Raw genomic sequence first — 11,744 nt, forward strand, 5'->3', positions numbered from 1 at the left:
TGGATCAGTGCAAACTCAGGCGGGTTGAAGCTGGGTCTGTGGCGTGCGCACAGGCGGCAATACGGCAGCGGCCTGGCGAGCCCCCGCCAGCACGTACAGCCCGGCTGACAGTTCATCGATGCCGGCCTGCACGCGCCCGGCTATCGGCTCATCGAGGTTCAAGCCACGTTCTTCATGCCAGCCCAGTTGCTGCGCGTTCGCGTAGATGCTGGTGTAAACCTGCTTGGCGCCCAACGCCTGCAGCACGGGACGCAAGGCGTAGTCCAGCGCCAGCGTGTGCGCATGGCCACCGCCCGTGGCCAGCGGCAGCACCAGCTTGCCGGCCAGGCCGTCTTGCGCCAGCAAGTCGAGGAAGGCTTTCAGCAGCCCGGTATAAGCGGCCTTGTATATCGGTGTGGCGATCACGATGGCGTCAGCGTCAGCCACTGCCTGCACCGCCTCGGCGATGGCCGGATCGGTGTAATCGGCCAGCAGCAGCGCCTGCGCAGGCAAGTCGCGCACATCGAGCTTGCGGGTGCCATAGCCTTGCAGCGCCAGGCGCTCGCCGATAAACGCCAGCAAACGGCTGGAACTCGATGGCAGCTGGGGGCTGCCGCCCAATAAAAGTATGCTCATGTGATGCCCATTGCAATGTCGAGGGAAGATGATGTAGCCCAGTGCAGCCTATCGCCATCAGGGCTGCGGCAAAACGAATGCTTTCGCGCTTCGATATGTATTTTCCAGATATGAGCGAGCGACGCCCCGCAGCTTTGGCACCCGCCGGCGCAATCGCGCTTTCTGCATATGCATGTGCGCTTTTCTTCGTGTACGAGCTTTGATAGCCGGTGCAATACTGGCCGCATCGTCTCAATGGAATCGCCGTCATGTCATCTGTTCTTCCCTTACCCTCCCACCACACCGGACCAGCAGCGCCAGACGCCATCAGCATCGCCACGGCGCTGGCGGCACGCCTGGCTGAAACGGCCAACGCCCGCGATCAGGCTGGCGGCCATGCGGCGCAAGAGCGGGAATGGCTGCGCGAGTCAGGCCTGCTAACCTTGTCGGTTCCAGTGCAATTTGGCGGCCAGGGCGCACCGTGGACGCTGGTCTGCCAGGTGATACGCATCCTGGCGCGCGCCGATAGCGCGCTGGCCCACGTATTTGGCTTTCACCATTTGCAGCTGGCCGGCTTGCAACTGTATGGCAATGCGCAGCAGCAGCGCCGCTTGCTGACCTTGACCGTGGACGAGCGCCTGTTCTGGGGCAATGCCCTCAATCCACTCGACCGGCGCGTCACGGCGCAAGATAGTGGCGATGGTTATCTCCTCGATGGCATCAAGAGTTTTTCTTCCGGCTCCGTGGGTTCGGACTGGCTGACCGTCTCGGCCTGGCACGCGCCCACGCAGACGGCGCTGATCGCCGCCCTGCCCACGCGCCAGGCTGGTGTACAGGTCAATCCCGATTGGGACGCCTTTGGCCAGCGCCAGACAGACAGCGGCAATGTGCATTTCGAACAGGTGTTCCTGCCGTCCGAACTGGTGCTGCAAGCGCCCGCGCAAGCCGCCACGCCGCAAGCGACCGTGCGTTCGCAGATTGCGCAGCTGATCATGACGAACCTCTACCTGGGCATCGCCGAAGGCGCTTTCGAAGCGGCCCGCCGCTATACGGAGGAACAGGCGAAAGCCTGGTTTGCCTCCGGCGTGGACAAGGCCAGCGACGATCCGCTGGTGCAGCACCGCTACGGCCAGCTATGGCTGCTGCTGCGGCCCGCGCAAGTACTGGCCGGCGTGGCGGCGCAGGAACTCGATACCGTCTACCGCAAAGGTGCGCTGATCACCGCGCAAGACCGCGGCCAGCTGGCCGTCGCCGTGGCCGAAGCGAAAGCCCTGGCACACAAGGCAGGCCTGGAAATCAGCAGCCAGATGTTCGAGCTGACGGGCGCGCGCTCCACCTCGGCCCACTATGGTTTTGACCGCTACTGGCGCAATGTGCGCGTCCATACCCTGCACGACCCCATCGACTACAAGCTGCGCGACCTGGGGCGCTACGCCCTGAGTGGCACGCTACCGGAGCCGACCGCGTATTCGTAATCCTCTTTTACTCAACCAGGAGCCGCCATGACTATCGCCCGCCGCACTCTGATTCTTAGCACCTTGTCCCTGGCACTCGCCACCGGCTTCGCCCACGCCAGGGATCCGAAAGAGATCGTGATCGGCACCAGTGCGGGGCCGTATGCGGACCAGATCAAGCTGGGCATCAAGCCCATCCTGGAAAAACAGGGTTACAAGGTCAAGCTGATCGAGTTCAATGACTATATACAGCCGAACTTTGCGCTGGCCGAGGGTTCGCTGGACGCCAACGTCTTTCAGCACATCGTCTACCTGAAAAAATTCGCCGCCGAACACAAGCTGGCGCTGACCGAGCTGGTGACGGTGCCGACGGCGCCAATCGCCATCTACAGCAAGAAGCACACCACGCTGAACGATGTGAAGGAAGGCACGACGGTGGGCTTGCCGAACGACCCGACCAACCAGGCGCGCGCACTGGTGCTGCTCGACCAGTTGGGCTGGATCAAGCTGCGCGCAGGTTTTGACGCCGTGCGCGCGTCGGAAAAGGATATCTCCGTCAACCTCAAGAAAATCAAGCTGCTGCCGCTGGAAGCGGCGCAGCTGCCACGCTCGCTGGGCGACACCGACTACTCCTTCATCAACGGGAACTATGCCCTGGCCTCGGGCCTGAAGCTGACGGATGCCTTGATCGCCGAGAAAATCTCGCCCAACTACATCAACCTGGTGGCGGTGCGTACGGCCGACAAGGACAAGCAGTTCGCAAAAGACCTCGCGGCGGCCTACCACTCGCGCGAATTCCTCGACGTGACCAATAAATACTTTGCCGGCTATTCGAAGACCGAGTACCAGCAAGCCTTGCAGACAGCAGCCAAATAAATCCATGAGCAAAACGATACGCTTCAACGCTTTCCAGATGAATACCGTGGGCCACCAGTCGCCGGGACTGTGGACCCACCCGCGCGACCAGAGCCACCGCTACACCGATCCTGCACACTGGACCGAACTGGCGCGGCTGCTGGAAGCAGGCCTGTTCGACGCCATCTTCCTGGCCGATGTACTGGGCGTGTATGACGTGTACCAGGGCGGCGTAGCAGCGGCATTGAAGCATGGCGTGCAAGTGCCGCTGAACGATCCGCTGGCGCTGGTGCCTATCATGGCGCAGGCGACGACACACCTGGGTTTCGGCGTCACCTGCGCGCTCACCTATGAACACCCGTACACCTTTGCGCGGCGCATTTCCACGCTTGATCATTTGTCGAAAGGACGCATAGGCTGGAATATCGTCACGGGCTATCTCGATAGCGCGGCGCGCAACCTGGGCCTGAACCAGCAACTGGGCCACGATGAGCGCTACGACCTGGCCGATGAATACCTGGACGTGGTCTACAAGCTGTGGGAAAAAAGCTGGGACGACGACGCTGTGGTCAAGGACAAGGCACGCGGCATCTACACCGATCCGGCCAAGGTCCACCCCATCAACCATCACGGGCGCCATTACCAGGTGCCCGGCATCCATCTGTGCGAACCATCGCCGCAGCGCACGCCGCTGCTGTACCAGGCGGGCACCTCGCCACGCGGCACGCGCTTTGCGGCGCGCCATGCGGAAGCCACCTTTGTCAGTGGCCCCAGCAAGACGGTGGTGAAGCGTTATGCCGACGACTTGCGCGCGGCCGTAGCCCAGGCGGGCCGCGATGGCGATGCCTTGATCATCTATGCGCAGGCGCTGATCATCACGGGCGAAACGGAAGCGCAGGCGCGCGCCAAATATGCAGATTACCGCAGCCATATCGATATCGAGGCGGCGCTGGCGCTGCTGTCTGGCTGGACCGGGGTGGACTTCAGCCGCTACCCGCTGGACGCCACCATCGATTATATCGACCTGGACGCAGGCCGCTCGGCGCTGGCGTCCTTCAGCCAGGCCGACCCCAGCCGCAAATGGACGGTGCGCGAAGCCGCCGAATACATCGGCCTGGGTGGACGCGGCCCCGTGATCGTCGGTGATGCCAGCCAGGTGGCCGACCAGCTGGAAAGCTGGATAGACGACACCGGCATCGATGGTTTTAACCTGGCCTTCGCCGTGGCCCACGACAGCATGGCCGATGTGGTGAGCCATATCGTGCCGGAACTGCAGCGGCGCGGCCGCTACCGCCACAACTACGAAGACGGCAGCTTGCGCCATAAAGTATTCGGCCAGGGTCCGCGCCTGCCGGCCAGCCATGCAGGGCGCCAGGTCAGTATCGATATCGCGCCATCCACCACTCTCGCAGCAGCATGAACTTGCAAACAGCAACATCAAGGAAACCATGAAACGCAGAACCCTGTTACAGCTGGCCGCCAGCGGCGCGGCCATCGCCGCCCTGCCCTCACTTGCTCGCGCCGCAGCACCAGCCACCGCGCCCTTAAAAGAACTGCGCCTGGACTATGCCTATTATTCGCCTGTCAGCCTGGTCTTGCGCCGTTTCGGCTGGCTGGAAGAAGCCTTCAAGCCTGAAGGCACCAGCATCAAGTGGGTCTTCAGCGCAGGCAGCAACCGTGCGCTGGAATACCTGAACGCCAACAGCATCGACATCGGTTCGAGCGCCGGCCTGGCCGCCCTGCTGGCGCGCGCCAACGGCAATCCTATCCGCGCGCCCTACATTTTTTCGCGTCCCGAGTGGACGGCGCTGGTGGTGCGCAAGGATAGCCCGATACGCAGCATCGCCGACTTGAAAGGCAAGAAGGTGGCCGCCACCAAGGGCACCGATCCGTATCTCTTCCTGCTGCGCGCATTGAAAACGGCGGGCCTGAAACGCAGCGATATCGAACACGTGAGCTTGCAGCATGCCGATGGCCGCGCCGCGCTGGAACAGGGCAAAGTCGATGCCTGGGCCGGCCTCGACCCGCATATGGCGGCCAGCGAACTGGAAGCGGGTTCGCGCCTGTTTTACCGCAACGTGGCCTTCAATACCTATGGCTTTTTAAATGTGCGTGAAGACTTCCTGGCCAGCCGCCCCGCCGAAACGGCCAAGGTAATCCAGGCTTACGAACGGGCGCGCGCCTGGGTGATTGCCAACCCGGCCGAGGCATCGAAAATCCTCGCCGAAGAAGCCAAGGTCAGCCTGCCGGTGGCGCTGCTGCAAGTCAAGCTGCGCAGTGATTTCAGCAATCCGCAGCCGTCCAGCGAACACGTGAAGGCGCTGCAGCTGGCCGCGCCCATCCTGGTCGAAGAAGCACTGGTCAAACCGGGCACGGACGTGAACCGCGCCATTACGGAACTGGTCGATACGCGCTTCGCCCGGCCCTATATCAAGGCATAGGCTGCGCCATGAACAAGCAGACGCTGGCCTTTGACAAGGCTTCCCCTTCCCCGTCAAACAGGCTGCGCCTGCCGCGCGCCGCCTGGGGTTTGCTTTTACCCCTGCTTGCCCTGCTGGCCGCCGAAGCGGGTGTGCGCAGCGGCGCCATCCCCGACAACCTGCTGCCCGCCCCCAGCGAGATCGCTGCCACCATCGCCGAGCTGGCGCGCCACGGCCTGGCCGGCCATGTGCTGGCCAGCACCGTGCGCGTGGCCATCGGCTTTGCGGGCGGCGCCCTGCTGGCCATCGTGCTCGGCGCGGCCGTCGGCTTGAACCGCACGGCGGAAGCCTTGCTGGACCCGAGCTTCCAGGCGCTGCGCGCCATACCGTCGCTGGCCTGGGTGCCCTTGCTGCTGCTGTGGCTAGGCATCGATGAAGCGCCCAAACTGGTCTTGATCGGCATCGGCGCCTTTTTCCCCGTCTATATGGGCGTGGCCTCGGGCATCCGCGACGTGGACCGCAAGCTGATCGATGCGGCCCGGCTGTACCGTTTGAGCCGCTTTGCGCTGGCGCGCCGCGTGCTGCTGCCCGCTGCCTTGCCGGCGATTTTTACAGGCTTGCGCAATGGCTTGAGCCTGGCCTGGATGTTCATGGTGGCGGCCGAACTGATCGCCGCCAGCCAGGGCCTGGGCTACTTGCTCAGTGACGGCCGCGAAACCAGCCGCGCCGATATCGTGCTGGCCGCCATCGTGCTGCTGGCAATCCTGGGCAAGGCCAGCGACAGCCTGATGCGCCGCCTGGAAAACCGTTTGCTGGCATGGCGCGACAGCTATGCGCCAGTCTGAAAAAATATGACGACACTATTAGACATCAGCGTCCACGAAAAAAGCTACGGCACACGCCGCGTGCTGCACAATCTGCAGCTGCAACTGCGCCAGGGCGAGATCGTCAGCCTGATCGGCGCCAGCGGTTGCGGCAAGAGCAGCCTGCTATCCATCGTGGCGGGACTGGACGCCGACTTTCGCGGCAAGGTGCAGCTCGATGGCTTGCCGCTGGACGGCGTGCATGCCGATATCGGCTTGATCTTCCAGGAACCGCGCTTGTTCCCCTGGCTGACAGTGGCGCAAAATATCGCTTTTGGCCTGGGTGCGGGTGGCGAGCACGATCCGCGCGTGGCCGCGCTGCTGGAAGAAGTGGGCTTGCAGGGCCACGCCGCCAGCCTGCCCAAGCAGCTGTCGGGTGGCCAGGCGCAGCGGGCGGCGATTGCCCGTGGCCTGTTTGGCCAGCCCCGCATTTTGCTGCTCGATGAACCGTTTTCCGCCGTCGACGCGTTTACCCGCATGAAGCTGCAAGACCTGCTGGCGGCCATCGCGGCCAGGCACGGCTTGACGGTGCTGCTGGTAACGCACGATATCGATGAAGCCCTGTACCTGAGTGACCGCATCGTCATGCTCGACACGCGTGCCGGCCCGCCGCGCGGCCATTACGACGTGAAGCAAGCCCGGCCACGCACACGGGCACCGGCGGCGCAGGCCGCATTGAAAGAGACCATCCTCGCCGAACTGCACGCAGCGCACGCGATTTAACCTTCATCGGACTGCATCCGTGTTTGCAGGGGTGTTTGCATACGCGCGCGATCCATGTCAGCATACGCCACCCCGGCACACCTGATAAGGATAGCAATGCCCTTCACACTGACACGCGCCCTGACTCTGGCTGCCCTGCTGCCCACACTGTTGGCCAGCTCTGCGGCATTTGCCCAAACGCCCGATGCAGCGACCCTGAATGCGGACCAGGCGCCGTTTCGCATCTATGCCAATACCTATTATGTGGGCGTCAAGGGTGTCAGTTCAGTGCTGGTCACGTCGCCGGAAGGCCATGTGCTGATCGACGGTGGCTTGCCCGAGTCGGCGGCCAAGATCATCGCCAATATCGCCACCCTGGGATTCCGTATCGAAGACGTCAAGATGATACTCAACTCGCACGGCCACTACGATCAGGCGGGCGGCCTGGCCGAACTGCAGCAGCGCAGCGATGCGCTGGTCGTGGCCAGTCCGTCTTCCGCACTGGACCTGGCGGCAGGCGAAGTGGGACCGGATGATCCGCAATACAAGGCGCAGCCCAACTATCCAGCCGTGACCGACATGCGACTGGCGCGCGACGGCAACCATTTTTATGTTGGCCCGATCAAACTGACGGCCCACACCACGCCCGGCCACACGCCCGGCGGCTTGAGCTGGACCTGGCAATCGTGCGAGGGCAAGCGCTGCCTGAACATGGTGTATGCCGACGACCTCGATCCGGTGTCGCGGCCCGGCTTCAAGTTCAGCGCCAGCAGCGAATATCCGAATGCGCTCGACGATTTCCAGCACAGCTTTGACACGCTGGAACACCTGCCCTGCGACGTGCTCATTTCCGCCCGTCCGGAAGCGTCGAAACTGTGGCAAAGGCTGGAGCAGAGCGTAACAAAAGGCAGCGCGGCCTTCATCGACCCGCAAGCCTGCCACGCTTATGTGGCCGAGGCGCGCAGCGCGCTGGAGACGCGTTTGCACAGCGAAAAGGAATAAAGCGTCAACCGTGCGCGCCTGCAAGGCGCCGGTCTGCTAGTCTGCGGTGTGACCACTTTGCCATCCTCAGGAGTTTTCGCATGTTGACCTTCTCCCGCCTGATACCACTCGGCTTTGTAGTATTGATCGCCGGCTGCGCGCAAACCGCACCGGCCACCAGCACCACAGGCAGCAGCCCGATTGCGGCAACCGCGCCGGCCCAGCCACCGCTGCCTCTGGTGGGCACCCAATGGAAACTGAAGGAACTGGCTGGCCAGACCATCACGCGCACGCCGCCACAGCAGCACGACATCACCCTGCTGCTGGACAACGGCCGTGTCAGCGGCAATAGCGGCTGCAACCGGATGATGGGCGCTTACGGCACGAATGGCAGCAGTACGCTGACGTTCTCGCAATTAGCCGGCACCATGATGGCTTGCCAGCCGGCCGACATGGAACTGGAACAGCAGGTGCTCAAGCGATTGTCCACCGTCAACGGCTACCGCTACGACGGCCAGGACTTGCTGCTGACCAGTGACGGCGTGGCTATCGCCCGCTATCAAGCAGCGGACAAATAAGCCTCCTCCCCCCTGCTAATCACTGCGTGTCTGCGCCTGCGATACGTTGCTGCCGGCTGGCACGCTGTGTGTCAGCCACACATTCCCCCCGACTGTCGATCCTGCGCCGATGATGATGCGCCCCAGCACGGTCGCACCCGCGTAGATCACCACGTCGTCTTCAACGATCGGGTGGCGCGGCGTGCCCTTGATCAGGGCGCCCGTATCGTCGGCCGGAAAACGCTTGGCGCCCAGGGTCACGGCCTGGTACAGGCGCACGCGCTGGCCGATGATGGCTGTCTCGCCGATCACCACCCCGGTTCCATGGTCGATAAAGAAACTGGCGCCTATCTGTGCGCCGGGGTGGATATCGATGCCCGTCAGGGTATGTGCGATATCGGCGATCAGGCGCGCCAGAAATGGTGAACCCAGCACATGGAGCTGGTGCGCCAGGCGGTGGTACAAAATGGCGATGGTGCCCGGATAGCACAGCATGATTTCAGCCACCGAGGTGGCCGCCGGGTCGCCCGCATAGGCAGCCTGCACGTCGGACACCAGCAGCGCGCGTATCGCGGGCAGGCTGGCGGCAAATGCCCGCGTAATGTCGCGCGCCTGCTGCGCCAGGACCGCATCTTCATTTTTCGCATCGGCTTCATCATCGACCCGCACGGAAAACAGCAGCCCGCGCCGCACTTGCTCGCTCAAGCGGTTCAGGGTGGTGTTGAGGGTATCGCCGACAAAATAATCGATGCTTTCATCGGTCAGGTTGGGCCGCCCGTAATGCGTGGGAAACAGCGCCGCCGACAGGCCGTTGACGATGGTCGTCAAGGCCTCGCGAGACGGCAGCTCGCGCACCCGTCCATTGTGGCGGATCTTGTGCTTTTCTTCGCGCGAAACGCGCAGCGCCTGTATCACGGGCTCCAGATTCCATTGTGCCGATTCGTCGGCGGGCGCCAAGGGGTAGCTGCTAGTCATGCTTTGTCTATCCAGAAAAACGGCGCGCACGCCGGGTCGCCCCAGCTTAGCCGCCAACCAGCAAAAATCTAAGGAAGATTTCTACTCCTGCATATGCGAAAAATGCATATGCAGCCTTGCCACCTTGCCATCAAGTTTCGCGACGCCTCACCGAGTTATGGGGACTCGCGTAAAATGATGGCCTAACGAAAACATATTTCAACATGACTAAATTATTAACATGGATTTTGGCGGGCCTGGCGATGGTCGGACCGCTTGCAATTGATACCTATCTGCCGTCTTTCCCCGCCATCGTGCACGATTTCAATGCCAGCCCCCTGCTGGTGCAGCAAACCCTGAGCTTTTTCCTGTTCACGTTTGCCTTCATGATGCTGTTTTATGGCACCGTTTCCGACTCCTTCGGCCGCCGTCCCGTCATTCTCGTGTCGCTGGTGCTGTATGTGATCGCCTCCGTGGGCGCCGCACTATCACCATCGCTGGGCTGGCTGCTGGCCTGGCGCGTGCTGCAGGGCCTGTCGGCCGGCGCCGGCTCGGTGATCGGGCGCGCCATCGTACAAGACCGCTATTCGGGCGCCGAAGCGCAAAAAATCCTCTCGCATATCATGATGGTATTCGCGCTGGCGCCGGCCATTGCCCCGGTGCTGGGTGGCTGGCTGCAGGTGTCGCTGGGCTGGCGCTGGATCTTCTGGTTCCTGACCGCTTTCGGCGCGCTGATGTTTGTCGTCGTGTACCGCGCCCTGCCGGAAAGCCTGCCGAAAGAGCAGCGCCACGCCTTCCACGCGGGCAGCATCGCCGTCAATTACTGGAAAGTGCTGTGCCACCGCCAGTTTTTGCTGCTCTCGACAGCCATAGGCGCAGCCTTTGGCGGCTTCGCGCTATACATCGGTTCGGCCGCCTACTTCATCATCGATATCCTGCACTTGCCGGAAACGGCGTTTGCCTGGCTGTTCATTCCATTAATTAGCGGCATGGTGTTCGGCTCGGCCCTGTCGGCCCGCATCGCGCAACAGTACAGCCAGCGCCAGCTGATCTGGGCCGGCTTCGTGCTGATGCTGGTGGCCGCTCTGGCCAATATCGGCTACAACTATTTCTTTGCCGCCGAAGTGCCATGGGCCGTGCTGCCGCTGTTCTTCTATTCGTTCGCGCTGTCGATCGCCATGCCGCCAATGACCTTGATGGCCCTGAACCACTTCCCCAACAACAGCGGCCTGGCGTCATCGATGCAATCGTTCATACAGATGCTGCTGTTTGCCCTCGTTTCAGGACTGGTGGCGCCGCTGCTGTTCGACAGCGCCCTGAACCTGGCGTATGGCGTGATGGGTGGGCTGGTGGTGAGCCTGCTGTGCTGGGTGCTGGCGCAAACCGGCACAACATCGACCAAGAACGCCTGAAAAAAGAGCGCCTGAAAAATATCAGGGCCAGGGCGCAGGCGTCACATCCAGATACTGCGCCCCGCCCTCTTCCGGCTGCGGTTCGGCTGCATCCTGTTTTTCAGGCTGGTTCAAGGAACCTGCCGGCGAGCGCAAACTGAGAATTTCCTTGCGCGCTTCGACAAAATCGGCTGAACTCAGGGGATTCTTCTGGTCGGGCCAATGGCTGACGGCCCATTCCTGCAAGCCCTCGAAACGCCGCCACAGTTCCGCGACAAAGGCCCGGCGCGCTTCTTCCCGGACTTCTTCCAGTTGCGCCGGTGTCTTCGACACGCCGTCGCCCACAGAGTCATTCAAAGACTCACTCACAGATTCATTCACATTCGCTGGCATGGCCGCTCCTGGCTGATGGTGTGTACGCCATGGTAAGCCAGAAACGAAAAACCTTCCGTACGGGAGCGAACGTCCAGCTTATTCGGGCATCTTGCGGAAACCTACGGCGAGGCGGTTCCAGGTATTGATGCTGCCGATGACCAAGGTCACGTTGACCATTTCCGCCGGCGACAATTCAGCCTCCAGCGCCGCGTAGTCTTCGTCGGCGGCATGGTTTTCCGATAGCAGGGTCAACGCTTCCGTCCAGGCCAGCACGGCGCGTTCACGCGGGGTAAAAAATGGCGTTTCGCGCCAGACGGAGACGGCGTACAGGCGGCGCTCCGTTTCGCCCGCCTTGCGCGCATCGCTGGTATGCATGTCCACGCAATAGGCGCAGCCATTGATTTGCGAAGCGCGCAAGCGTATCAGTTCGAGCAGCGAGTGCTCCAGGCCCAGTTTGGCAATCGCCGCTTCCAGCGCGTACATGGCCTTGACGGCGTCAGGCGAGGCGGAGGTGAAGTCGAGTCGTTGCTGTGTCATGATGCATTCCTTGATAAAAGTAAAGATGCCTTATTGTAGGAGTGCAGCAGCGTTGCACGGC

The 11,744-nt window shown here is 62.4% G+C and carries 13 protein-coding genes; 9 read left to right on the forward strand and 4 right to left on the reverse strand.

Translation table 11 applies throughout. The features are described from left to right. Positions 1-15 precede the first annotated feature (15 nt). Positions 16-615: an NADPH-dependent FMN reductase gene (gene ssuE, locus HDE72_RS18645; protein WP_183743685.1), complete on the reverse strand. Its 600-nt coding sequence runs from the start codon at positions 613-615 to the stop codon at positions 16-18. A gap of 248 nt (positions 616-863) precedes the next feature. Here ssuE and HDE72_RS18650 point away from each other — a divergent pair, with 248 nt between their 5' ends. From HDE72_RS18650 to HDE72_RS18685, 8 genes are all read left to right on the forward strand, one after another. Next, positions 864-2,069 (forward strand): acyl-CoA dehydrogenase family protein, encoded by a 1,206-nt coding sequence (locus HDE72_RS18650; RefSeq protein WP_183743687.1) that lies wholly within the window; start codon positions 864-866, stop codon positions 2,067-2,069. A gap of 27 nt (positions 2,070-2,096) precedes the next feature. Beyond that, positions 2,097-2,924 carry a MetQ/NlpA family ABC transporter substrate-binding protein gene (locus tag HDE72_RS18655; protein WP_183743689.1) on the forward strand — a complete coding sequence of 276 codons (828 nt, stop codon included), beginning with the start codon at positions 2,097-2,099 and terminating at the stop codon, positions 2,922-2,924. A gap of 4 nt (positions 2,925-2,928) precedes the next feature. Beyond that, positions 2,929-4,323, forward strand: coding sequence for an LLM class flavin-dependent oxidoreductase (locus HDE72_RS18660; RefSeq protein WP_183743691.1), 1,395 nt, complete (start codon positions 2,929-2,931; stop codon positions 4,321-4,323). Between the two features lie 28 nt (positions 4,324-4,351). Beyond that, a complete protein-coding gene (locus tag HDE72_RS18665) occupies positions 4,352-5,344 on the forward strand; it encodes an aliphatic sulfonate ABC transporter substrate-binding protein (protein WP_183743693.1) in 993 nt (330 codons plus the stop codon). A gap of 8 nt (positions 5,345-5,352) precedes the next feature. After that, positions 5,353-6,168, forward strand: a complete 816-nt coding sequence (locus HDE72_RS18670) for an ABC transporter permease (RefSeq protein ID WP_183743695.1) — start codon at positions 5,353-5,355, stop codon at positions 6,166-6,168. A 6-nt stretch (positions 6,169-6,174) separates the two neighbouring features. Next, positions 6,175-6,909, forward strand: coding sequence for an ABC transporter ATP-binding protein (locus HDE72_RS18675; protein ID WP_183743697.1), 735 nt, complete (start codon positions 6,175-6,177; stop codon positions 6,907-6,909). Between the two features lie 96 nt (positions 6,910-7,005). Beyond that, positions 7,006-7,890: a subclass B3 metallo-beta-lactamase gene (bla, locus tag HDE72_RS18680; RefSeq protein WP_183743699.1), complete on the forward strand. Its 885-nt coding sequence runs from the start codon at positions 7,006-7,008 to the stop codon at positions 7,888-7,890. Positions 7,891-7,970: 80 nt separating this feature from the next. Continuing rightward, positions 7,971-8,447 (forward strand): META domain-containing protein, encoded by a 477-nt coding sequence (locus tag HDE72_RS18685; RefSeq protein WP_183743701.1) that lies wholly within the window; start codon positions 7,971-7,973, stop codon positions 8,445-8,447. Positions 8,448-8,462: 15 nt separating this feature from the next. Here the strand turns inward: HDE72_RS18685 and epsC are convergent, their stop codons facing one another. Beyond that, entirely contained in the window at positions 8,463-9,401 is a 939-nt protein-coding gene (epsC, locus tag HDE72_RS18690) for a serine O-acetyltransferase EpsC (protein WP_183743703.1), read from the reverse strand. A gap of 203 nt (positions 9,402-9,604) precedes the next feature. Here epsC and HDE72_RS18695 point away from each other — a divergent pair, with 203 nt between their 5' ends. Next, positions 9,605-10,792, forward strand: coding sequence for a multidrug effflux MFS transporter (locus HDE72_RS18695; protein ID WP_183743705.1), 1,188 nt, complete (start codon positions 9,605-9,607; stop codon positions 10,790-10,792). A gap of 21 nt (positions 10,793-10,813) precedes the next feature. Here the strand turns inward: HDE72_RS18695 and HDE72_RS18700 are convergent, their stop codons facing one another. Together HDE72_RS18700 and HDE72_RS18705 are read right to left on the reverse strand one after the other, a co-directional pair. Continuing rightward, on the reverse strand, positions 10,814-11,128 hold the full coding sequence (locus HDE72_RS18700; protein ID WP_260176793.1) for a hypothetical protein: 315 nt from the start codon (positions 11,126-11,128) through the stop codon (positions 10,814-10,816). Positions 11,129-11,242: 114 nt separating this feature from the next. Beyond that, on the reverse strand, positions 11,243-11,683 hold the full coding sequence (locus HDE72_RS18705) for a carboxymuconolactone decarboxylase family protein (protein WP_183743707.1): 441 nt from the start codon (positions 11,681-11,683) through the stop codon (positions 11,243-11,245). Between the last annotated feature and the right edge of the window lie 61 nt (positions 11,684-11,744).

Origin of the sequence: Janthinobacterium saanense, from assembly GCF_014200675.1 — a bacterium.
Classification (GTDB): Bacteria; Pseudomonadota; Gammaproteobacteria; order Burkholderiales; family Burkholderiaceae_D; genus Janthinobacterium.